The organism is uncultured Algibacter sp., from assembly GCF_947495925.1.
Lineage (GTDB): Bacteria > Bacteroidota > Bacteroidia > Flavobacteriales > Flavobacteriaceae > Algibacter_E.
This window is the reverse complement of the sequence record NZ_CANMAU010000002.1, coordinates 265679-288835: the sequence shown is the minus strand read 5'-3', so window position 1 is coordinate 288835 and position 23157 is coordinate 265679. Positions and strand designations below refer to the sequence as shown.

23 protein-coding genes and 1 tRNA gene are annotated in these 23157 nt (G+C 34.0%); 18 read left to right on the top strand and 6 right to left on the bottom strand.

Features of this window, described 5'->3' with window-relative positions; all coding sequences use genetic code 11:
* The first annotated feature begins 242 nt into the window (after positions 1-242).
* The 17 genes from Q0857_RS04615 to Q0857_RS04535 all read left to right on the top strand — a co-directional run bounded on the left by Q0857_RS04615 (position 243) and on the right by Q0857_RS04535 (position 18119).
* Positions 243-1802, top strand: a complete 1560-nt coding sequence (locus Q0857_RS04615) for a M20 family peptidase (protein ID WP_298532664.1) — start codon at positions 243-245, stop codon at positions 1800-1802.
* Between the two features lie 11 nt (positions 1803-1813).
* A complete protein-coding gene (locus tag Q0857_RS04610) occupies positions 1814-3067 on the top strand; it encodes a DcaP family trimeric outer membrane transporter (RefSeq protein WP_298532662.1) in 1254 nt (417 codons plus the stop codon).
* Between the two features lie 30 nt (positions 3068-3097).
* Positions 3098-3994 carry a hypothetical protein gene (locus Q0857_RS04605; protein WP_298532661.1) on the top strand — a complete coding sequence of 299 codons (897 nt, stop codon included), beginning with the start codon at positions 3098-3100 and terminating at the stop codon, positions 3992-3994.
* A 440-nt stretch (positions 3995-4434) separates the two neighbouring features.
* Positions 4435-4890, top strand: coding sequence for a 50S ribosomal protein L13 (gene rplM / locus Q0857_RS04600; protein ID WP_298532659.1), 456 nt, complete (start codon positions 4435-4437; stop codon positions 4888-4890).
* Between the two features lies 1 nt (position 4891).
* Positions 4892-5278 (top strand): 30S ribosomal protein S9, encoded by a 387-nt coding sequence (gene rpsI / locus Q0857_RS04595; protein WP_282122869.1) that lies wholly within the window; start codon positions 4892-4894, stop codon positions 5276-5278.
* 188 nt (positions 5279-5466) lie between these two features.
* Positions 5467-6285 (top strand): 30S ribosomal protein S2, encoded by an 819-nt coding sequence (gene rpsB / locus Q0857_RS04590; RefSeq protein ID WP_298532657.1) that lies wholly within the window; start codon positions 5467-5469, stop codon positions 6283-6285.
* Between the two features lie 85 nt (positions 6286-6370).
* A complete protein-coding gene (tsf, locus tag Q0857_RS04585) occupies positions 6371-7345 on the top strand; it encodes a translation elongation factor Ts (RefSeq protein ID WP_298532655.1) in 975 nt (324 codons plus the stop codon).
* A gap of 178 nt (positions 7346-7523) precedes the next feature.
* Positions 7524-8231 (top strand): UMP kinase, encoded by a 708-nt coding sequence (gene pyrH / locus Q0857_RS04580; protein WP_298532653.1) that lies wholly within the window; start codon positions 7524-7526, stop codon positions 8229-8231.
* A 53-nt stretch (positions 8232-8284) separates the two neighbouring features.
* On the top strand, positions 8285-8842 hold the full coding sequence (gene frr / locus Q0857_RS04575; RefSeq protein WP_298532651.1) for a ribosome recycling factor: 558 nt from the start codon (positions 8285-8287) through the stop codon (positions 8840-8842).
* Positions 8843-9014: 172 nt separating this feature from the next.
* The gene (locus tag Q0857_RS04570) at positions 9015-11429 is read left to right on the top strand and encodes an efflux RND transporter permease subunit (protein WP_298532632.1); all 2415 of its coding nucleotides are present in this window, start codon (positions 9015-9017) and stop codon (positions 11427-11429) included.
* A gap of 118 nt (positions 11430-11547) precedes the next feature.
* A complete protein-coding gene (gene asnS, locus Q0857_RS04565; protein ID WP_298532630.1) occupies positions 11548-12981 on the top strand; it encodes an asparagine--tRNA ligase in 1434 nt (477 codons plus the stop codon).
* A gap of 86 nt (positions 12982-13067) precedes the next feature.
* Complete coding sequence (locus tag Q0857_RS04560; RefSeq protein ID WP_298532628.1) at positions 13068-13634, top strand: hypothetical protein; 567 nt, start codon at positions 13068-13070, stop codon at positions 13632-13634.
* Positions 13631-14479, top strand: coding sequence for an ABC transporter ATP-binding protein (locus Q0857_RS04555; RefSeq protein WP_298532626.1), 849 nt, complete (start codon positions 13631-13633; stop codon positions 14477-14479). Before Q0857_RS04560 ends, Q0857_RS04555 begins: the two co-directional genes overlap by 4 nt.
* 5 nt (positions 14480-14484) lie before the next feature.
* Entirely contained in the window at positions 14485-15318 is an 834-nt protein-coding gene (locus tag Q0857_RS04550) for an ABC transporter permease (RefSeq protein ID WP_298532625.1), read from the top strand.
* The gene (locus tag Q0857_RS04545; RefSeq protein WP_298532623.1) at positions 15315-15968 is read left to right on the top strand and encodes a hypothetical protein; all 654 of its coding nucleotides are present in this window, start codon (positions 15315-15317) and stop codon (positions 15966-15968) included. The genes Q0857_RS04550 and Q0857_RS04545 overlap by 4 nt, the downstream gene beginning before the upstream one ends.
* A gap of 85 nt (positions 15969-16053) precedes the next feature.
* On the top strand, positions 16054-17514 hold the full coding sequence (gene rpoN / locus Q0857_RS04540; RefSeq protein ID WP_298532622.1) for an RNA polymerase factor sigma-54: 1461 nt from the start codon (positions 16054-16056) through the stop codon (positions 17512-17514).
* On the top strand, positions 17514-18119 hold the full coding sequence (locus Q0857_RS04535; protein ID WP_298532619.1) for a hypothetical protein: 606 nt from the start codon (positions 17514-17516) through the stop codon (positions 18117-18119). The genes rpoN and Q0857_RS04535 overlap by 1 nt, the downstream gene beginning before the upstream one ends.
* On the opposite strand, the gene Q0857_RS04530 is transcribed toward Q0857_RS04535, so the two are convergent.
* The 6 genes from Q0857_RS04530 to Q0857_RS04505 form a co-directional block, all read right to left on the bottom strand.
* Entirely contained in the window at positions 18114-18806 is a 693-nt protein-coding gene (locus Q0857_RS04530; RefSeq protein ID WP_298532617.1) for a porin family protein, read from the bottom strand. The genes Q0857_RS04535 and Q0857_RS04530 overlap by 6 nt on opposite strands.
* A gap of 123 nt (positions 18807-18929) precedes the next feature.
* Positions 18930-19406 (bottom strand): biopolymer transporter ExbD, encoded by a 477-nt coding sequence (locus Q0857_RS04525; protein ID WP_298532616.1) that lies wholly within the window; start codon positions 19404-19406, stop codon positions 18930-18932.
* 21 nt (positions 19407-19427) lie between these two features.
* The gene (locus tag Q0857_RS04520; protein ID WP_298532614.1) at positions 19428-20015 is read right to left on the bottom strand and encodes a biopolymer transporter ExbD; all 588 of its coding nucleotides are present in this window, start codon (positions 20013-20015) and stop codon (positions 19428-19430) included.
* Between the two features lie 3 nt (positions 20016-20018).
* On the bottom strand, positions 20019-20450 hold the full coding sequence (locus Q0857_RS04515) for a hypothetical protein (RefSeq protein ID WP_298532613.1): 432 nt from the start codon (positions 20448-20450) through the stop codon (positions 20019-20021).
* Between the two features lie 20 nt (positions 20451-20470).
* The gene (locus Q0857_RS04510; RefSeq protein ID WP_298532612.1) at positions 20471-21238 is read right to left on the bottom strand and encodes a MotA/TolQ/ExbB proton channel family protein; all 768 of its coding nucleotides are present in this window, start codon (positions 21236-21238) and stop codon (positions 20471-20473) included.
* Between the two features lie 75 nt (positions 21239-21313).
* Positions 21314-21401, bottom strand: a tRNA-Ser gene (locus Q0857_RS04505).
* A gap of 292 nt (positions 21402-21693) precedes the next feature.
* Here Q0857_RS04505 and Q0857_RS04500 point away from each other — a divergent pair.
* Complete coding sequence (locus Q0857_RS04500; protein WP_298532610.1) at positions 21694-23154, top strand: carbohydrate porin; 1461 nt, start codon at positions 21694-21696, stop codon at positions 23152-23154.
* Positions 23155-23157 lie beyond the last annotated feature (3 nt).

The following is a 23157-nucleotide window of genomic DNA, read 5'->3' as shown; positions in this document are numbered from 1 at the left end:
TAAGTATTAGCAAATTGTGATTAATTCATTTTTAGTCTTTTGCGCATAATCCATGCCCAAAACCACATATTTTGTTTTAGTTTATTATTAATCTTTTAAACAAGGTTATCTAATATTTAAATATTTAAATATTTAAATAAAAGTAATATGCACGCATAGAGCCTTTGTAAAAAATTCGTACTTTAATTTATTATTAACAATTGTTAATTTCTTATCACAAAAGACCATAAATTATTAATTAAATGAAAATAAAAACATTCATTGCTTTTGCTACAGCAGCTGTAGTATTAAGTTGCAATCAAAAAACCAAAGAAGAAACGCAGGCCACAACGGCCTCAGAACCTGTTAATCTAGAAGATTTTACTTCAATGCAAATGACAGGCATCGAACAAATATCTGTTGATGTTGATTTAGATGCTGCCGTTAATCGACTATCAAAAGCTGTAACTTTTAAAACAATATCTAACCAAGACCGAGATGATTTTGACACCAAAGCTTTTGAGGGGTATCATAAATTTTTAGAGCAATCCTACCCGTTGGTGCATAAAACGCTCAAAAAAGAACTGCACGGAGACCCTAGACCATACAGTTTACTATATACTTGGGAAGGAAAAGATCCAAGTTTAGAGCCCGCATTATTTTATGCTCATCAGGATGTTGTTCCCGTACCAGAAGAATCTAGAGACGAATGGAAGGAAGACCCTTTTGCAGGCACCGTAAAAGATGGTTACATCTGGGGACGTGGTGTTTTAGATGATAAAAATCAGATTCATGCTATTTTGGAGGCTGCCGAAATGAAAATAAAAGAAGGCTGGCAACCAGCTCGTACGCTTTATTTTGTATTTGGTCAAGATGAAGAAGTAGGTGGTTCAGAAGGTGCCAAGAAAATCGCTGATGTTTTAGAACAACGTGGTATAGAACGATTTGCTTATGTTATGGACGAATCGGCTCCATTAACTCCTGGTATTTTCCCTGGAATTAAAGACAATACGGCATTAATTGGTATTGCTCAAAAAGGATTTATTAGTTTAGAATTGGCTATTCATGGTATTGGTGGACACTCTGCAATGCCTCCTGAAGAATCTAACATCGGTATTTTAGCAGAAGCCATTACCAAATTAGAAGCAGCACCATTTCCTTACAAAATACACCCTGCAGTGCGTTCACAATACCGTTATATGGGACCCGAATTAGATGAAGAACTAAAGCCTCTTTATGCCGCAGTAGCCTTTGGCAAGGATGATGAACTAACAGACCCAGAGAAAAAATTTATTGAGGCCATGGCCGGCAATGAAGTGACTAGAGCCATGCTGCATACCACAATAGCTACAACCATGTTTAATGCTGGTATTAAAGATAATGTACTGCCACCATCAGCAACTGCTGTGGTAAACTTCAGACCTATGCCAGGAGATACTCCAGAGGTGCTTATTGAACATATAAAAGCTGCTATTCAAGATGACCGCATTGAAATCAGAGACATTTCAGCTTCTACGCCTGCCACCAATATAGCCGAGGTAGGTAATCCTGCTTATAATATGCTTGAAAAAACCATTCGTCAAATCTATGGTAATGATTTAATTGTATCACCTTTCTTTGTGGTGGGTGGTTCAGATTCTAAACACTTTCAAGCACGTGATTTTGCACCAGATGTGTATACCATTACAGCCATTCAATTAGAAAACACCGAAGAATTTAAAGGATTTCATGGCGTAAATGAGCGTATTTTGGTTAATGAATATGCAAAATCTATTGGCTTCTTTTACACCATATTTGATAATCTAGAAGAACTTAAGAAATAAAAAAACGCATCTTGAAAAATTATAAATATTCCTTTATACTTTTTATTTGGCTTTTACCTGCAGCAATACATGCGCAGGTAAAGGCTTCTAAAGATTCTACTCAAAATCAATTAGTCATTCCTGATAAGGACGTTAAAGAAGACATCTTAAAAACAGCCGCAGAAAACTTGGTCAATGAAGAGTTTCCAGGTTCCTGGCCCATGTTTGGAACTGATTTAAGAATGAAACTTGGTGGCTATGTAAAGGCTGATTTTATATATGATTTTGATGGAACTACCGATAAAAGTCAATTCTTAATGTCTACCATTCCAGTAAGAGGTGAACCAGAATATGACAATGAAGGCTATGTTGCCTTTACAGCCAAAGAAACGCGTTTTCATATAGATTTAAGACGCTTTGCTGAAGATAAAATTCCTTTACAGCTATTTATTGAAGGTGATTTTTTTTCAGATGGGAATCGATTTAGGTTGAGGCATGCTTATATCACAGCGGGCGATTTTATTATAGGTCAAACCTGGACTACCCTGTCTTTTCTAGAATCCATGGCCTTTATGATCGACTTTGCTGCAGGTGATGCCTTATTTGGAGGGCGATCTGTACAAATAAGATACCAGAAACAAGTATCTGAAAAAATAAAAATTGCTGCGGCGCTAGAATCTTTAGATTTCTTAGGAATTGAAAATCCCAATAATTTTGAAGGACAAGCTAACGTAAAGTTACCCTTAGTGGCGCTCAGAATGGACTACAAATGGAAAACTGGGATTTTATGGACTGGTGCCAGCCTAGCTGAATTGCGATGGGATGGTGGTACTACAGGGCCATCGGATCAGACAACCCAATGGGCATTGGTTGTTGCAGGCAGACAGTATATTGGCGAAAATAATTACTTCACCTTCAACTTTAATTATGGCAATGCCTATGGAGAAAATATTATAGCCTTTGCTGGCAGTAATGGCAATGCCGTTCTTAATGCCGATGGCAAATTAGATCCAATGTTAGCCAAATCTGCGTTATTAGGTTTTATGCATAGATGGAGCCCAAAACTGGAATCTAATTTTAATTATGCTTATGGATGGTTAGATTCTCCCGATTCAAGAGCTCCCTTCTCCTTAAAACGAGGAGGAGTAGGACATGCCAACCTTATTTACCAGTTTGACAAAAATTTCTCCATTGGTGCCGAATATATGTGGGGAGAACAACGCACCACCAACGATGCTTATGGTGCTGCCCATAGAATACAAACCATGGCAAAATTTGAGTTTTAATTTGAAAAATTATAATACATCCTTTTTAACATGAAAACAAACTATCTACTTTCACTTGTCGTTTTATTATTTATAACGTATTCGGTTAATGCCCAAGATGTCAAACCAGGAATAAGCGCTTCCGACTTAGCTAAGGAATTGGCAAACCCTAATGCCACTTTAGGGCAAATGCTATTCCCGATAGATTTTATAGATTATAATGGTGATGTTGATGGTGCCAACGCCCAAAATGCTACGGTCCTTAATTTTCAACCTTCATTACCTATACCAATTTCGGAAGGTATCAATTTATATGTGAGACCATTGATCCCTATATATACTTCCCAACCAACTACTACTGCATCTGGATTTAAACAAGAATCAGGTTTTGGCAATATTAGTGCCGATGTGGCTATTGGAAAAACTTGGCCTTCAAAATGGATTACCTTAGCCGGAGTATTTGGAGGATTTAAGACCGCGTCGAACAAGACCCTTAGAGCAAAGCAAACCACGCTAGGTCCAGAAGTAATGGTAGCTAAACTAACCAGTTTTGGAGCTGTGGGTATAATTATTACCCACGCCTGGGGCATTGGAAGCACAGACGATTCCGACCCTGAATCCAGTGCTATTTTAGCGGATGACTTTTGGCTAACCTCTGATGGTTCATCGAGCACCAGTATTACTGCAGGGCAATATTTTTACACCATAAACCTTGAAAAGGGTTGGCAGATTACGGCCTCTCCAACTTATGCCTACAATCATAATGCATCTAGTGGTAATAAGTTAACACTACCTATAGGAACAGGAATTCAGAAAGTTTTAAAATTTGGAAAACTCCCTGTTAGAATTGGTGGTCAGTATTGGTATTATGTGGCTACTCCAGACGCTTTTGGCCCACAACATCAGTTTAGAATTACCATTGCTCCAGTTGTTCCTTTACCTTGGTAGCGTGTTGCAAATCGAATGTTTAAGCTGCTAAATTAGACTTTAACAAATAAGAAATCTTGTATTCCTAATATGCTATTTTTATAGTGAATTTAAAAACACCTTGAACATTAAAAAAATTTCATAAAACAACACGCTGACAGAAAATACAAAGGACTAATTTAATGCTCAAACAAATTGAGAATATCTATTGAAACAAGATATTTCGTGACCTAAATAAATGATCATAAATAAAACCTCTGTGACCTTTGTTTAATTTTAAACTTTAAATAGCCGGTATAGCCCTAAAGTTGTCATATCATAATATCTTAAAACTTATCAAAATAATCACTTAGACCTCGTACAAAATAAACTCACTTCACTATTTGGTAATCAAATATATAATCGTAAATTTGCAAACTCTTTTTTAAGAGAGGAATGTTTAATAATTAAAAATCATTAGTGTGGACACATTAAGCTACAAAACGATTTCAGCAAACAAAGCTACTGTAAATAAGGAGTGGGTTTTGGTTGATGCTGAAGGTCAAGCGCTTGGTCGTTTAGCTTCTAAAGTTGCAAAACTTTTAAGAGGTAAGCACAAGCCAAACTTCACACCTCATGTTGATTGCGGAGATAATGTTATTATTATCAATGCTGAAAAAATCACGTTATCTGGTAACAAATGGACTGAGAAATCATACATTCGTCACACCGGATACCCAGGGGGTCAAAAAAGTTTAACTGCTACAGAATTGTACGGAAAAGATCCTGCAAGAGTAGTAGAAAAATCAGTTAAAGGAATGTTACCTAAAAATAAATTAGGGGCAAATTTATTCCGTAACCTAACCGTTGTTGTTGGTACAGAGCATGCACATGCAGCTCAAAAGCCAAAAACAATAAATCTAGAAGAATTTAAATAACATGGAAGTAATTCACAAAATTGGCCGTAGAAAAACGGCTGTTGCGCGCGCTTATGTTGCTCCAGGAAAAGGTAACATTACAATTAATAAAAAAGACTTAGCTAATTATTTTACTACAGCTACTTTACAGTACAAAGTAAAACAACCATTAGTTTTGACTAACAATGACGCCAACTTTGATATTACAGTTAATGTATATGGAGGTGGTATTACTGGACAAGCTGAAGCTGTTCGTTTAGCAATTTCTCGTGCAATGTGCGAAGTTGATGCTGAAAACAGATTAACGCTTAAACCAGAAGGTTTATTAACAAGAGACCCAAGAATGGTTGAACGTAAGAAATTCGGTCAGAAGAAAGCTCGTAAGAAATTTCAATTCTCGAAACGTTAATATCCTGGACTTGGTTCAGGATCTGGTTATCAGATTCCTTTATCATTTTCAAAACAAAATAATAAATTTAAAACAGTTATTGTTGTCCTAGTTCAAAAGACAGGATTTAGTTTAGCATCTAAATGAAGCCATAAGCTTTAAAGCCAAAGGGAACATTGCTAATTCAACAGAACGTAAACTATTACAAAATGGCAGTAGAAGTAAAAGAATTACTTGAAGCAGGTGTACACTTCGGACACCTTACACGTAAGTGGGATCCAAACATGGCTCCTTACGTATATATGGAGCGTAACGGTATCCATATTATAAACCTTTACAAAACAGCGGCTAAAATTGATGAAGCTGGAGCAGCACTTGCAAAAATTGCAGCTTCTGGACGTAAAATTTTATTCGTTGCAACAAAAAAACAAGCAAAAGATATAGTTGCTGAAAAAGCTGGCGAAATTAACATGCCTTACATCACTGAAAGATGGCCAGGTGGTATGTTAACTAACTTTGTTACTATTAGAAAAGCGGTTAAAAAAATGGCTTCTATTGATAGAATGAAGAAAGACGGTACGTTCATGACATTATCTAAAAAAGAACGTTTACAAGTTGATCGTTTAAGAGCTAAGTTGGAAAAAAACTTAGGTTCTATAAGTGATATGACACGTTTACCAGGTGCTTTATTTGTTGTAGATATTAAGCGTGAGCACATCGCGATTAAAGAAGCTCAAAAATTAAACATTCCAATTTTTGCTATGGTTGATACTAATTCTGACCCACGTCAGGTTGATTATGTTATCCCTGCAAATGATGATGCTTCTAAATCGATAGATAAAATCTTAACGCATGTAACATCTGCAGTATCTGAAGGATTAGCAGAACGCAAAGCGGAAAAAGAAGCTTCAGCTGTGGCTAAAGAAGCTCCTAAAACGGAAGCAAAAGCAGAAGCTGTAGTTGAAAAAGCTGCTCCTAAAGCTAAAGCTGCTCCAGCACCTAAAGCAATTGCTGAAGAAGAAGAATAAATAATATTAACACAATAAAATTAAGTCGTTTAGTTCTTTTCTTTTTTGAAAATATATTGAACGACTTTTTTAAATTACAATAACTATGAGTACTACAGTAAAAGTAACAGCTGCTGAAGTTAATAAATTGAGACAAGCAACTGGTGCAGGTATGATGGACTGCAAAAAAGCTTTAGTTGAAGCTGAAGGAGACTTCGATAAAGCTATTGAGGTATTGCGCAAAAAAGGACAAAAAGTAGCAGAAAAAAGAGCTGACAGAGATTCTTCTGAGGGAGCTGCTGTTTCTAAAATTAATGCAGACCAGACTGCTGGTGTTGCTATTGTTTTAGGTTGTGAAACTGACTTTGTTGGTAAAAACGAAAACTTTTTAGCCTTGGCAAATCAATTTGCTGAAATTGCTTTAAACTTCGATAATAAAGAAGCCTTTTTAGCTGCTGATTTTGGTGGTATGTCTGTTGCTGAAAAATTAGTTGAGCAAACTGGCGTAGTTGGTGAGAAATTAGAAATAAACGCTTTTGAGAAATTAGAAGCTCCTTATGTTGGTTCTTACGTTCACATTAACAAAATTGCCGCTTTAGTTGGTTTAACTGCTAAGGTTGATAACGCTGATGTTTTAGTGAAAGATGTTGCTATGCAAGTAGCATCTATGGGTGCAACTTCCTTATCTTATAAAGATTTTGATCCTGCATACATTGCATCTGAAACTGAAGCTAGAATTGCTGTTATTGAAAAAGATAATATTGAATTAGGTCGTTTAGGTAAAACTCTTAAAAATGTACCTAGCTATATTTCTATGGCACAATTAACTCCTGAAGTTTTAGCTCAAGCTGAAGAAGCTGCTAAAGCGGAATTAGCTGCCGAAGGTAAGCCAGAAAAAATCTGGGATAGAATTTTACCAGGAAAAATGGAACGCTTTATTTCTGATAACACCACTTTAGATCAAGAACAATGTCTATTAGACCAAAAGTTCATTAAAGATGAGAAGAAAACTGTTTCTGAATACGTTTCTTCTTTTGGAGATGTTGAAATCGCTGGTTTCAAACGTGCATCAGTAGGATAACAAATTTCTGTGTAAACAGAATCTTAACCATATAAAAGCCACTATTCTTTTTAGAGTTGTGGCTTTTTTAGCTTACAATACCCATATTTTGATAAATTGTACTTCAATAAACACCAAAAATTTATGTAGTTTTGCACAACCTAGATTGTCGTATAAACGACAATCTCATCAAATACTTATGAAATACAAAAGAATACTCCTCAAACTATCAGGTGAAGCCTTAATGGGAACACGTCAATACGGTATAGATCCAGACCGTTTAGCAGAATACGCTCAAGATATCAAAACCATAACCGATAAAGGTATAGAAGTCGCCATTGTTATTGGCGGCGGAAATATTTTTAGAGGTCTTGCAGGGGCCAGTAAGGGTATGGATCGTGTTCAAGGCGACCATATGGGCATGCTAGCAACCGTAATTAACGGGTTGGCTTTACAAGGTGCTCTAGAAGATGCAGACATTCCAACACGATTACAAACTGCAATAAAAATTAATGAGGTTGCAGAACCATTTATAAGAAGAAAGGCTATGCGCCATTTAGAAAAAGGACGTGTAGTTATTTTTGGTGGTGGCACTGGAAATCCTTATTTTACAACAGATTCGGCAGCAGTATTACGTGCTATTGAAATTGAAGCTGATGTTATTTTAAAAGGTACGCGAGTAGATGGTATTTATAATGCAGATCCTGAAAAAGATACTACAGCAGTGAAATTTAATAGTATATCTTTTGACGACGTTTTAAGAAAAGGTCTAAAAGTTATGGATACAACAGCCTTCACATTAAGTCAAGAAAACAAATTACCAATTATTGTTTTTGATATGAATAAGAAAGGAAATCTTCTTAAGGTAGTCTCAGGAGAAAATATTGGAACCGTAGTAAACGTATAATACTTGACCTAGTTTTTGAACAAGCCTATATAATTTGAAAAACATATAAGACCATGAACGAAGACATACTATTTATATTAGATACCGCAAAGGAATCAATGGACAACGCAATTGCCCACCTTAAAAAACAATTTCAAAATATTAGAGCTGGAAAAGCAAGTCCAGCCATGTTAGGAAGCGTTATGGTTGATTATTATGGCACACAAACACCTTTAAGCCAGGTCGCTAATGTTAATACGCCCGACGGTAGAACGATTACCGTTCAACCCTGGGAAAAAAGTATGCTTCAAGAAATAGAGCGTGGTATTGCTTATGCTAACCTTGGGTTTAACCCAATGAATAACGGTGAAACCATTATTATTAATGTACCACCTTTAACAGAAGAACGCCGTAAAGATTTAGCAAAACAAGCTAAAGCGGAAGCAGAAGACGCTAAAGTAAGTATTAGAACAGCGCGTAAAGACGCTATGAACGATATTAAAAAAAATGATGATATTTCTGAGGACTTAAAGAAAAATGCCGAAATAGACATACAACAAATAACAGACAATCATGTTAAAAAAGTGGATGAGCATTTCGATAATAAAGAAAAAGAAATCATGACAGTATAAAAAAAAGCGACTTTAAAGTCGCTTTTTTTTGCACCAAATCTTACCTATTACATTCAAAAAAAAATATTTCACTCATTTTCCTATTTTATCTTAACCTTAAGTTTATATTTAACGGCTCATTATGAGGTATTATGGTGGTTTTTTCTACCTTTGCGCATCTTTAATTTAAGGCATGATTAAACTTTTTACCAAAGACTTTTGGGATGTAACTGCAAGAATAATTTTAAGAAATAAAATTATAATTCTTGTTGCTATTACAATTGCCACTTTTCTTTTAAGTCAAAAATGGGAGAACATGCGCCTTTCAAATAATGAGGCAAATTTATTACCTGATGATCATGAAGTAAATATTGCTTATAACAACTTTTTAAAAACCTTTGGAGAAGAAGGTAATCTCATAGTCTTAGGTGTAAAAGATAGCACCTTATTTTCTATTGAAAAACTTAACGCTTGGAATAAACTATCAGAAAAGTTTAAGAAATTTAATGCCGTTGAAACTGTTATTTCAATAAAAGACCTCCAAAAACTTATAAAAGACACTAAAAATGAGCGATTTAAACTTGAACCGTTTATCAAGGATTCTATTAAATCTATAGCTCAAATAGAATCCCTGCAAAGTGAGTTGTTCGAAAAATACCCATTCTATGATAATTTCTTATTCAATAAAGAAACCAAAACTATTCGAACGGCCATCTATTTAAAAAAAGATATCGTAAACACGCCGATTAGAAAAGAATTCGTAAACGACATATTTATACCCTTAATTAATGATTTTGAAGAAGACACTAACTTAGATGTTAGAATCTCTGGAATGCCCTATATCAGGACACTTAACGCTCAAAACATTGTAGATGAAATTGGCTTGTTTGTTTTTGCTGCTCTACTCGTTACATCCCTTATATTCTTTTTCTTTTTTAGGTCTTTTAGAGCGACATTAATATCTCTAATTGTGGTTTGTATTGGTGTGATGTGGACACTTGGTATTATCGGAGCCTTGAATTACGAAATCACAGTACTCACAGCACTTATACCTCCATTAATTATAGTCATCGGGATCCCTAACTGTATTTTTTTAATAAATAAATATCAGCATGAAGTTAAACTTCATGGGAATAAAGTAAAATCGCTTCAACGTGTTATAACAAAAGTTGGTAATGCCACTTTAATGACCAATGTTACCACAGCTTCTGGTTTTGCAACTTTTATTTTAACAGAAAGTAAACTTTTAAAGGAATTTGGAGTTGTTGCCTCATTAAGCATATTAGCTATTTTTATTTTATGTCTACTCATCATTCCAATAATATATACCTTTCTACCATTTCCAAAGAACCGCCATTTAGAGCACCTTAACAAGCGTTGGATTGGAGGCTTTGTTAATTGGATGGAGCACATGGTAAGACAAAGGCGCATTACCATTTATGTTACAGCCGTTATTCTTCTTACAGTAAGTATTATTGGTATTTATCAAATTAAAATTTCAGGAAGTTTAATTGAAGATATGCCGCAGGAATCTGATTTCGTTCATGATATCCGGTTTTTTGAAGATGAATTTAATGGTATCATGCCATTAGAGATTATGGTTGATACTAAAAGAAAAAAAGGTGTCATGAAGCTCTCAACTTTGAAACGCATGGATGCCCTTGAAGATTTAATCATTGAAATCCCTGAATTATCAAAGCCCGTTTCGGTAGTGGGACTTGTTAAATATTCAAAACAAGCCTACTATAACGGTAAAACAAAATACTATCAGCTACCAACTTCACAAGAGAATAGCTTTATTCTGTCCTATGCTAAAAATTCATCCTCTAATGTCGATTTACTGAAGAATTTTGTTGATAGTACTGGGCAATATGCTCGTATTACAACCTTTATGAAAGATATAGGCACGGATAAAATGGAAGGAATTGAAGAAGACTTACAAAATAAAATAGACAAAGTTTTTCCGAAAGAAAAATACGATGTCACCATGACTGGAAAAGCCTTTTTATTTCAGAAGGGGACGAAGTATTTGGTTAAAAATTTAGCTATTTCTTTATCATTAGCCATTCTTTTAATCGCCTTATTTATGGCATACTTATTTAGGTCTGCTCGAATGATAATTATTTCGCTTATACCTAACCTTTTACCATTGCTAATTACAGCAGGTTTAATGGGATATTTAGGAGTTCCAATAAAACCATCTACCATATTAGTATTTAGTATTGCTTTCGGGATTTCAGTAGATGACACCATTCATTTTCTTGCCAAATACAGACAAGAGTTACAAGCAAATAAATGGAAAATTAAAGTATCTGTTTACGGTGCTTTGCGTGAAACTGGTGTAAGTATGTTCTATACCTCCATTGTATTATTCTTTGGGTTTTCAGTATTTACTATTTCTAGCTTTGGAGGCACTGTGGCCTTGGGGGCACTAGTTTCTGCTACGCTTTTATTTGCTATGCTATCAAACCTATTACTCCTTCCCTCTCTACTCTTATCTCTTGAGCGTAATATTGCTAATAAAGAAGTGCTTCGAAAACCTTCAATCAATATTATCCCAGAAGAAGATAATGAGCAAAAATTTGATAAAGACTCACATAACGAATAAAGATTACAGATTTAAACATTATTATGTCAATTTCAACAAAATTCTTATTAATTTTTGATTTTATATTTTTAATTTTAAGGATTGAAACTACTATATTTACATTTCAAAACTAGAATATATGCAGGCAAGAACGGTTTTAGAACTATTAACGCAAGATATTGTTATACCAGAAGTAGAACTAAAAGGTTGGGTTAGAACGTTTAGAGCCAATAGATTTATTGCCTTAAATGATGGTTCTACTATTAATAATATACAATGCGTTGTTGATTTCGAGAATTTCGACGAATCGCTTTTGAAACGGATTACTACGGGCGCAGCTATTTCTGTAAAAGGTGAATTGGTGGAAAGTCAAGGAAAGGGTCAGAATGTTGAAATACAAGTGAGTGAATTTGAAATTTTGGGAGACTCAGACCCTGAGACCTACCCTATTCAACCTAAAAAACACTCTTTTGAATTTCTTAGAGAAAATGCACATTTAAGAACTAGAACAAATACTTTTAGTGCTGTAATGCGTTTACGTTCTTCATTGTCTTTTGCAATTCACAAATATTTCAATGAAAACGGGTTTTATTATATGCATGCTCCTATAATTACTGGAAGCGATGCTGAAGGTGCTGGTGAAATGTTTAAAGTTACAAGCCTTGATTCCAAAAACCCGCCAAAAGATGACAAGGGAGAAATAGATTATTCTCAAGATTTCTTTGGCAAAGAAACAAATCTTACCGTATCAGGACAATTAGAAGCAGAAACATACGCCATGTCACTTGGTAAAGTTTATACATTTGGGCCTACTTTTAGGGCTGAAAACTCCAATACTTCAAGGCATTTGGCCGAATTCTGGATGATTGAGCCTGAAGTTGCTTTTTTGGACTTGGCTGGGAATATGGATTTGGCTGAAGACTTCATGAAATCGGTTATCAAACATATACTAGAACATAATCGTGAAGATTTAGAATTTCTTGACAAACGTTTACAAGATGAGGATAAACGAAAACCTCAGGCAGAACGTAATGATATGACTTTAATTGAGAAATTAAATTTCGTAACAGACAATCATTTTAAGCGTGTTAGCTATACTGAAGCCATTGATATTTTAAGAAACTGTAAGCCTAACAAGAAGAAGAAATTCAAGTACTTAATTGATGAATGGGGTACAGATTTGCAAAGTGAACATGAGCGATTCCTTGTAGAAAAACATTTTAAATGTCCTGTTATATTATTTGATTATCCGGCAAACATTAAAGCCTTTTACATGCGTTTAAATGATGATGGCAAAACTGTACGCGCCATGGATATTTTATTCCCCGGTATAGGTGAGATAGTTGGTGGTGCACAACGCGAAGAACGTTTAGATATCCTAAAAGAAAGAATGGCTGCTGTAAATATTCCAGAAGAGGAGCTCTGGTGGTACCTGGATTTGCGTAAATTTGGCACAGCCGTTCACTCTGGTTTTGGATTAGGTTTTGAACGTTTAGTCATGTTCGCCACCGGTATGAGTAATATTAGGGACGTTATTCCTTTTCCTAGAACACCGCAAAATGCAGATTTTTAATAATTTACACTACCAAAAGTTATTATTTAATTTATTTGGTTTGTTTCTGCCTAAAATTTATGCTACTTTAACTCAAAAAATTAAAGTTGAAGACTGCATTACCTTTTGACCTTAAGATAAAAGAATTACCAGATCAGCCTCCTGCTTTTTGGTCCTATTTAAAAGTCGGGCGACTCCTCTATTATTCCCTTTTTCTATTTGTTTTAGAATCATGGTTTTATTGGATAAAACTTAAAGCTGCCTATTTTGAATCTTCAACTTGGGTTATTATTTTTTGGTTTGCTTGTTTCCTGTTTTCGTTTGTACATATTTTTCTTGTTATTATGGACGGATGGTCTCGATATCAAAATTATAAAAGAGCAAAAGACCAATTTTATATCTATGGTTTTACTAAAAGAATCTCAAATTTATATATAGGCTCGAAATGCCAGCGCATTGCAGCTTTAATCGCCGCTCAAGAATTAGGCATTGAACATCTAGTAAAGGATTATTACTACTCAAAAGGTATCAGGTGGTATCATTATGTCCCTTATTTTATGATTAAAGACCCCCTTTTCTTATTTAAAAAATACTTCTGGAAACGTTCTTTTCTTGAAAAAAGTTATGAACCCAAATTTGATTTCAGAAAAATTCAATTGCAGTTAAGTTTATGATACTATCTGGTCATAACCTATCTAAATCCTATAAATCACTAAAGGCTTTAAACAACGTCTCTATTTCATGTAAAAAAGGAGAAATAATTGGTATAGTTGGAGCCAATGGTTCTGGAAAGTCTACACTTTTTAAAATTCTTTTAGGCGTATTGAAACCAGATACAGGAACGGTATCAATCAATTCAAAAAAAACAAAACCTATTGGTGGCATTATAGAAAAACCTGCTTTATACGAATATCTGAATGCTTATGAAAACATAAAAGTTTTTGGTGGAATTCAAGGCTTAAAAATTACTAACGAATTTGTAATTAATAGTCTAAAAAAAGTTGGACTGCCTACAAAACGCAAGGATCCTGTTAAGAATTACTCAATGGGTATGAAGCAGCGGTTAGGTATTGCCATAGCGCTACTTAATAATCCAGAATGCCTAATTTTAGACGAGCCATTTTCAGGGCTTGACCCAATGGGTATTTCATCATTAAACGCCTTGATAAAAACACTTGCTGAAGAGCAAAAATTGAGTGTTCTAATCTCCTCTCATATCTTAGGGGAGTTAAACAAAATATGTACGGGATTAACGGTGATAAAAAACGGGGAAATTATTAAAACCGGAGCCACAAAAGATATTATTAACCAAAGCACCATAGCCTATAATATTTCGGCCGAAAATATTTCTTCGTCATTAATATTAAAAAATTACAATTCTTCTATTAGCAATAATATAGCAACAGTTGATGTGCCTTTTGAAGATGTTTCTGAACTATTATATAAACTTCAGGAAGAAAATATAAATATTACCTCTTGTACTCCAGAAGTTGATATGAATAAATTGTTTGAAAGTTAATCGCTATGAAAAATTTAATCTTAGCTGAAGTATACAAACTCTTCAAACAAGGAAAAACTTATTATGCGCTAGGAGCGATTTTCTTGATTGAAATTATTATTCTTTTTAGTGCCTACTCTCAAGGTCAAGGTATTTTAGATATGGTTTTAGATAATTTAAAACAATCTTTTCATTTTGAAGGTAATTTATTAAACGGAAATCTACTTAGCTACCTAATATTAAACACTTTATGGTTTCACTTACCTTTAATCTTAATTGTTCTTATTTCAGGGAATTTAACTTCAGAATATAAGGATAAAACATTGCTAAGCGTTATGCTACAGCCTGTTTCTAAATGGAAATTCATTTTAAGTAAATATATTGTTGCCATTGTGTTTACCTTTTTAATTGTGCTGTTTTTAGCTTTAACAACCTTTATATTGGCCTACTCCTTTTTTGGCTATGGTGACCTTATAGTATACTTAGATGGCCTTAACTTTTTTGAATCTTCAGATGCCTTTAAACGCATTCTATGGGCATTCTCTTTTGGCGCAATTTCTATGATTTTCTTTTCGGTAGTGAGTTTAACCTTAGCCATCATTTTAGAAGAATCAACTAAAACATGGATTACAGGAGCCTTTTTTTTAATAGTTTCCAACCTATTGATAAAAGTGAATTTTAAGAACTATTTCCTAGACAATTGGTTATATGTGAAACTTAACGACACTTGGCAGTATTTTTTTCATTTTAGCATACCATGGAACAAAATATATGTAAACACCTTCATACTTAGCTTATATATTATTTTAACAGTAATTATCGGTATAATAATTTTCACTAAAAAAGATGTTGGCAAATGACAATTAGATTATTAATATGCTTCTATTTCTATGGAATTTGTTTTTTAAATGCTCAAAATATAGATAAAGATATTTTGAAGATTCAGCAGCGTATGGATACCATTGAGAGTTTTTCTGCTCATGTTAAACTTGAGGTCGATATTAGTTTTGTAAATATCCCCGTAAAACATGCTCGAATTGAATATGCTAAAAATGAAGAAACTAAAGTGTTTTCAGAAGACTTTGTTTTAGTACCAAAAAAGGGCTTAGATGTTTCATTATACCATTTATTTAAAAACCCATTTATTACTGTAGACAGAGGTTCGGAAATAAGAAATAACAAACCCTACAAAGCTTTAAATATTATCCCGACCAATAAAAAAACTGATTTTTCAATAGCTACTGTGCTGATTGACACATCAACAAATCGCATCATAGAATATGAGGTAAACACGAAGAAGGATGGAAGTTATGTTGTGGTAATGAACTACAATGACGGTAAAGACCTATTGCCTTCAGACATTGAAGTTCAATTTGAAATTGAGCGGGTCAGAATACCTTTAAAATATATGGGTAAAGATGCCCAAATTGATAAGGATACCTATAAATCTGATGAACCTAAAACCGGTAAAATTTATCTATACTTTAATTATACTAAAATCATATATTAGTCTTTAGTAATATTCAATAAAAGGATTCAAACACATCTGCTTATTAAGGTAATTTATTTATTTTTGATGTAGCAACAAGATTAATATGCTTAAACAACATTTACAATTTAAATTATCTCAAAAACTGTCTCCGCAGCAAATTCAATTGATGAAATTGATACAACTGCCAACACAAGCTTTTGAGCAACGTTTAAAACAAGAGTTGGAAGAAAACCCTGCTTTAGAAGGCGGTAAAGAAGATAATCAAAATGACTTAGATGCAGATTTTGATAATACAAATGATGATTTAAATGACAACGAATCTATTGAAGCCGATGACATTAATGTTGATGAATATTTAAGCGATGATGAAATTCCTGACTATAGGACGCATACTAATAATTACAGTGCTGATGACGATGAGAAAAGTATGCCATATGCGGCAGGAACATCGTTTACACAGCATTTAATTAATCAATTAAATACTTATAGATTATCAGACGAAGAACGTGATATAGCTGAATTTTTGGTTGGGAGCGTTGATGAAAGTGGGTATATAAGAAGAGAGATTTGTGATATTATGGATGATCTGGCATTCACTCAAAACGTATACACTACTGAAGATCATATAAAAAAAGTTTTGAAAATTGTTCATCAATTAGACCCTGCTGGTGTTGGAGCAAGAAATTTACAGGAATGTTTGAGTATTCAATTACATAGAAAACAAAAAACTCAAGATACCGAATTGGCCATTACCATAATCGATAAAGCCTTTGATCAATTCACAAAAAAACACTACAAAAAGCTCCTTCAAAAATTTGATATTTCAGAAGAACAATTAAAAGATGCCATTTCAGAGATTGAGCATCTTAATCCAAAACCTGGAGGCTCTTATGCTGGAAATAATAGAATCGCAGAACATGTTGTTCCCGACTTTGCAATTAAAATTGTAGATGGTGAATTAGAATTAACCCTAAATGGAAGAAATGCGCCTGCCCTTCACGTTTCAAGGGAGTACAACAATATGCTAAAAGGCTATAAAGATTCGAAAGATAAGTCTAAATCTCAAAAAGATGCTGTAATTTTTATTAAGCAAAAGTTGGACGCTGCAAAATGGTTTATTGAGGCTATTAAACAACGCCAACAGACTTTATTTGTAACTATGAGTGCTATTATGCATTATCAGAAAGAATATTTCCTTTCAGGCGATGAGCGTAACTTAAAACCTATGATTCTTAAAGATATTGCGGATGAAATAAATATGGACGTTTCAACAGTTTCCAGAGTTGCAAATAGTAAATATGTTGATACGCCATACGGCACCAAATTGATAAAGGAATTCTTTTCAGAGTCCATGAAAAATGATCAGGGTGAAGACGTTTCAACTAGAGAGATTAAAAAGATTTTAGAAACCGTTGTTGAAGAAGAAGATAAGAAAAAGCCGTTAACAGACGAAACTCTTGCTTCTATTTTAAAAGAAAAGGGCTACCCAATAGCAAGACGTACAGTGGCCAAATATAGAGAACAACTTGATATACCAGTAGCTCGTTTACGTAAAAAAATATAATGGATAGATTATTAAAGAGTATCTCTTATATTTTTCACCCTATTATTATGCCATTATTGGGTGTGATTTTCTACTTTTCTAAATCACCTCGTTATATTGCACCAGAAGTTATTCAAGCTAAAGTTATAGTGCTTTTCATTCTCACTATTCTACTTCCCATTCTATTATATTTTCTTTTGAAAATTTTAGGAAAAGTGAACTCCATTCACTTAAATTCAACCAAAGAACGCATATATCCGCTTATTCTAAGTTGTTTAGTTACACTCGTAGTTACTCAACGTATACTTACGCCTACTCAAGCCATAGAATTGTATTTTTTCTATATGGGTATTCTTCTTTCAACAATGACATGCTTAATACTAGCTATTTTAAAGTTTAAAGCTAGCATACATATGATGGGAGTCTCCGGAGTATTTATGTTCTTTATTGCTTTGAGTATTCACTTTAGTATTAACTTAAGTGGTACACTAGCGTTAATGGCATTAGTCTTAGGTGCCGTCGCGACCTCAAGATTACATGTTAAAGCTCATGACTCAAAAGAGCTTGCCATTGGATTGTTTATAGGTATTATTCCTCAACTAATTCTCATTCCTTATTGGCTATAACATATAAAACATGAGTCCTAATTTGATCGCATTCATATCAATAGGGCTATTATTAAGCGTAGCATTGCCTGATAAAATAGAATTTAGTCCATAATATACATATAAGTTCCATGTGCTATAACCAGCACTAAGTGTTAATCCGTATTGAAAATCGTTAAAATCATCATTTCCGTAATGCTTAATATCACCCAACTCACCTTTATACTTGGAGACATGTGATACGACATAACCTACCTTAAATCCAGCATAGATTCGCCAGAAACCATAATCGGAAGGTGTAGATGTTCGCCACCTAAACTGAACAGGAACCTCTATAACATGAGTATTAATCTTATTCTTGGAATAGCTCCTTGAATCTTCTAATAAGGTATAAACAAATTTGCCATTATCATCTCTACTCATTAATATGTTCTGATTATAACCATTTGATGAATAGCCTAGGCCTATGCCAAATGCTTTATTTCGAGCCTTGTTTATTGGCATATCTCTTATAAACCCCAAATGCACACCAAAAGAGAATCCGTTCTGTGTAACTCCTATGGGTTTTTTACCAAGCAGATTATAAGTGATACCTAGATAGAATTGATCTTCCCTATAAAGTGAATCCACTTGCTTTTCCTCCACCTCCTGTGCGAAGCATAATGGTAAGCAAAACAAAAAACATCCAATAAAAAACAAATATCTCATTAAATAGAATAATATAGTTTAGCCATAACTACTAAACCATAAATGTATAACTAAATTTATAAAAAATAATAAGGCGTTTTGAATAATCAAAACGCCTTATCTATAAAATTAAGAAAGTAAATATTAATCTCTTCCAAATACACTACCCTTTTTAGTAGTATAATTGATTTTAAGTGCATTAACTTTACGCAGTTCCTGTTTAATATCTCCTATTAATCCCATATTTGCCTCACTATCTACTTTTAAGGCGGTAGTTAAAAACGGAATTAATTCTTCTCTTTTCGAAGCACGCTCTGCTGCAATAAAAGCTGCTATATCTCTAACGCCAGCAAAGTCATCATTAAGTTGAATTCTGGCTTCAGTACCAAAACTTTTATAATTAGCACTTGGTTTACCTGCATAAATATACATAACCAAATCCTTTTTATCTAACTTCTCAACCTGATCTGCAAAAGGCAAATTATTATCAATTTTTAATGTGTTTTGCCTCATTACCGTAGCCACCATAAAAAAGAATAATAACATAAATACGATATCTGGTAAAGATGCTGTATTAACAGCGGGCATATCGCCACTTTTTTTCTTTTTAAATTTAGACATGTTTATATAATGTTAAATTATTTATTGTACTTCTGAAAGTTTTTGAGGATAATCAAGCTTTATTTGATCAATCTTTTCCTTTAACTTTTCTTTATTTCCAGGCCAATTCACATCTTTATAATTCGCTTCCATATCAGAAAATGAATTCCCATATAAAGCCTGTGCTCTATCATCTCTTAACTCATTATATGCTGCAACCAATTCGTTCTGCACAGCTATATACATTTTATAAGATGTTTCACGTTCGTTCTTTAAAGAAATAATGGCTTTATCCGGATTATCAGATGACGCAGGATCTTTCTTGCCTTTACAGTAATCACATGATCTATCCCCTCCATTATCAAGAAACTCAACCGCTGCTTTTCTTAGATCCTTCAACTCCATGATCTCATCTTCAACTAGCAACTGATCTTTACCATTTAATAACACAGTAAAAATATTTTTTTGCTTGATGATAACATCTTCATCAGACTCTTCCATAGGAGGAAGTTTCCGGTTTATACCAGAATCTGTCTCAATAGTTGTAGTTACTAAGAAGAATATTAATAGTAAGAAAGCGATATCGGCCATGGAGCCTGCATTTACTTCTGGTGCTGCTCTTTTTGCCATAATTTATTTATTAAGAATATTTTTCACTCCGCCTAATAACATTGAACCTATAGCCACTATAGCTAATACGTAAAACGCATATAATCCAGCTCCCACAACTTTAGATGTTCCTTCATCTACATCTAATCCTTTATCTGTAAAAGGTGTTAAATCTAAATCCGTTCCTGAAGAAATAGCATAAGATATAAAGATAATTGCCGCAAAAGCGCCAACAGTTACCAATGTCTTTTTAATATTCCCAGCAAATAAGCCTTTAATAACAAATATGACAACCAAGGCAAGTACTATACCTAGCACAGCATATGTTACATAGAGCATATTCCCGCTCATACTTTGAGCTGTATCGTCATCACCAGCCATAATAGTCAGTGCGAAAATAGCACCAAGAATGGCGAGCGCGAAAGCTACTATTTTTAAAATTTTATGTAAACCCATAATTTTTATTTTTTAAATTATTATTTCTTGTTTCTAATCAATAGATCCATTAACGTTATAGAAGCATCTTCCATGTTGTTAACAATACTATCAATCTTAGCAATAATATAATTGTAAAAAATTTGAAGAATAATGGCTACTACTAAACCAAATACAGTTGTTAAAAGTGCTACTTTAATACCACCTGCAACAAGAGAAGGTTGCATGTCACCAGCAGCTTCAATCTTATCAAAAGCTTGAATCATACCTATTACCGTACCCATGAAACCAAGCATTGGTGCTAATGCAATAAATAATGAAATCCAAGAAACGTTTTTCTCTAGCTGTCCCATTTGAACACCTCCATAAGCAACAACAGCTTTTTCTGCTGCTTCAATACCTTCATCTGTTCTATCTAAACCTTGATAGTATATAGAAGCAATCGGTCCTTTTGTGTTTCTACAAACTTCCTTAGCAGCTTCAACACCTCCAGAAGACAAAGCATCCTCAACGTCTTGTGTTAACTTCTTAGTATTTGTAGTAGATAAGTTTAAAAAGATAATTCTTTCTATAGCAATTGCTAAACCTAGAATTAAACATAACAGTACAATACCCATAAATCCGGCACCCCCTTCAATAAATCTCTTTTTTAATTCTTGATGAAATCCAAGTTCTTCAGCAGCCGCTTCTTCTTGTGTCATACTTGCTACAGTAGTTACAGCTGTAGTCGTGTTTGCAATTGTAGTTGCATTAGCAGTTCCAAATACCATCATTCCTGTAATGGCAAGGATAGAAAATAATCTTTTCATGTTCTAGATCTTAATTTTATTAGTTAAAGTGTTAAAGATATAAAAAAAAAGCAATTAAACTATAAAAAATAACAGCAGAGAGGAAGGGATTCGAACCCTCGATACCCTTTTGAGGTATACACACTTTCCAGGCGTGCGCCTTCGACCACTCGGCCACCTCTCTTTATTTTTAATTCATTTATTACTGGGGTTCAAATAACAAAAAAATCTTTGAACCCTAAAATTTTCAGGGTTAATTTTAATAGAATACCAAAATACCAAAAGTATATTCCATCATTATTAATCAATATTCTACAGACTTAAACACATCTCTCAAAAAGTTAATCATTTATAAATGAGTAACAAACAAGAAAACCTAAACTCTATTTATCCTTTTTAACATGATACCTCATAAATAAAATTAATTTCTTGTCTTAATCTTTTTACTAACTTTAATCTATTAAAAAGCTATTTTAATGCTAAACCAATACAAAATCAAAACCTTATTTAAAATAGATAAGTGTCTCAAATCTCTTTCATTTTTGTTAATCTGCGGATGCTTTCAATCCTATTCGCAGATTGCTTACGACGAAGTAACTAACAAAAATGTTTCTATTGGATCTTATGGACGTGTTGGCGTAGATTGGTCTTTTGACGATGGCAGAACTATAGGGAGACGTTTAAACCTAAATAATATGGGAAGCATTGGCGGAAGGATGGAAGAACAGGATTACCTAGAAATAGCCCCGTCATTCCATTTTACACCAAGCGAAGGTGATGAAACACGAATTAATGCACAAGTGCGTTTTTCAATGTACTCTAATAGCTTGACTACCTTCGCTAATAGCTCCACATCTAGTTTAGGGGGACTAACTATAGCTATTCCCGAAATGTTTGTTCAAGCCAGAAATATAGGTGGTAAAGATTTAAATGTTTGGATTGGCGCAAGATTATATCGTGGACCTGACGCTCATATAGCCGATCATTTTTATTTTAACGACCACTCTGGGCAAGGTTTTGGAATTGAATATAAGAAAACGCGATACACGCAACTCTTTGTCTCTTCCACAGATACCACATCTACCGTTCCACCATATTTTTACCTAAATATAAAAACTGGTACGCCTAGTACTGCGCTAAGGCAACGTATGGTACATATTTTAGAACACGACATTGATATTAATGATTCTAATAAAGTTACCATTATGGGAGAATTCCACAATATGCCAGATGGTGATTTTGACGTAGAGGTTGATAGTATTGAACAACGTGTTAATTTTCCATCAGACAAAGGTTTCGTCATAGGTACTAGATGGCATAAGGCTTTAAAAAAAATGAAATCGGGCTCTTTTAATGATTTTACCATTAGATATGGCACTGGAATAGCAAATGGTGGTGATGGAGGGCTCTCTAGGACCTGGTTAACCTATGGCGCACCAGATTTAGAAACATTGAGTTTTAAAAAAGCTTATTCACTCGCTATTGTAAACCATACCGTTCTCAACTTATCAGATAAAAACAGCTTAAACCCTTACCTTATAATTACATCAAGTAAAGGTGCGGCAAACACAAACCATATAGGCGAAACATATTTTGGTAAAGAAGTTTTTAACCGAAAGCTAGACTTTACCATTGGGGCTCGTGACGAAATATATTTTTCAGATATTTTTCATTTAGCAACAGAATTACATTATTCTCAAAGAAAAGATGGTGCAAACCCAACAGCCAGTGTTACAAAACTAAGTATTGTCCCTATTTATGTGCCAACAGGAAAAAAAGATGTATGGGCGCGCCCTCACCTCAGGTTTGTTTGTAGCATAGCAAAATATAATGACTACGCTAAAGAATCCTTATACTCGCCATATTTAGAATTTACAGGTCCTAAATCTTGGGGAACCTACTTTGGAGTAAAAGCAGAATGGTGGATTTGGAACTAACAG

Coding starts and splice junctions, on each gene's coding strand:
- Q0857_RS04615 (WP_298532664.1), top strand. CDS start 243: ATGAAAATAAAAACATTCATTGCTTTTGCTACAGCAGCTGTAGTATTA.
- Q0857_RS04605 (WP_298532661.1), top strand. CDS start 3,098: ATGAAAACAAACTATCTACTTTCACTTGTCGTTTTATTATTTATAACG.
- rpsI (WP_282122869.1), top strand. CDS start 4,892: ATGGAAGTAATTCACAAAATTGGCCGTAGAAAAACGGCTGTTGCGCGC.
- rpsB (WP_298532657.1), top strand. CDS start 5,467: ATGGCAGTAGAAGTAAAAGAATTACTTGAAGCAGGTGTACACTTCGGA.
- tsf (WP_298532655.1), top strand. CDS start 6,371: ATGAGTACTACAGTAAAAGTAACAGCTGCTGAAGTTAATAAATTGAGA.
- pyrH (WP_298532653.1), top strand. CDS start 7,524: ATGAAATACAAAAGAATACTCCTCAAACTATCAGGTGAAGCCTTAATG.
- frr (WP_298532651.1), top strand. CDS start 8,285: ATGAACGAAGACATACTATTTATATTAGATACCGCAAAGGAATCAATG.
- Q0857_RS04570 (WP_298532632.1), top strand. CDS start 9,015: ATGATTAAACTTTTTACCAAAGACTTTTGGGATGTAACTGCAAGAATA.
- asnS (WP_298532630.1), top strand. CDS start 11,548: ATGCAGGCAAGAACGGTTTTAGAACTATTAACGCAAGATATTGTTATA.
- Q0857_RS04555 (WP_298532626.1), top strand. CDS start 13,631: ATGATACTATCTGGTCATAACCTATCTAAATCCTATAAATCACTAAAG.
- Q0857_RS04550 (WP_298532625.1), top strand. CDS start 14,485: ATGAAAAATTTAATCTTAGCTGAAGTATACAAACTCTTCAAACAAGGA.
- Q0857_RS04545 (WP_298532623.1), top strand. CDS start 15,315: ATGACAATTAGATTATTAATATGCTTCTATTTCTATGGAATTTGTTTT.
- rpoN (WP_298532622.1), top strand. CDS start 16,054: ATGCTTAAACAACATTTACAATTTAAATTATCTCAAAAACTGTCTCCG.
- Q0857_RS04535 (WP_298532619.1), top strand. CDS start 17,514: ATGGATAGATTATTAAAGAGTATCTCTTATATTTTTCACCCTATTATT.
- Q0857_RS04530 (WP_298532617.1), bottom strand. CDS start 18,806: ATGAGATATTTGTTTTTTATTGGATGTTTTTTGTTTTGCTTACCATTA.
- Q0857_RS04525 (WP_298532616.1), bottom strand. CDS start 19,406: ATGTCTAAATTTAAAAAGAAAAAAAGTGGCGATATGCCCGCTGTTAAT.
- Q0857_RS04520 (WP_298532614.1), bottom strand. CDS start 20,015: ATGGCAAAAAGAGCAGCACCAGAAGTAAATGCAGGCTCCATGGCCGAT.
- Q0857_RS04515 (WP_298532613.1), bottom strand. CDS start 20,450: ATGGGTTTACATAAAATTTTAAAAATAGTAGCTTTCGCGCTCGCCATT.
- Q0857_RS04510 (WP_298532612.1), bottom strand. CDS start 21,238: ATGAAAAGATTATTTTCTATCCTTGCCATTACAGGAATGATGGTATTT.
- Q0857_RS04500 (WP_298532610.1), top strand. CDS start 21,694: ATGCTAAACCAATACAAAATCAAAACCTTATTTAAAATAGATAAGTGT.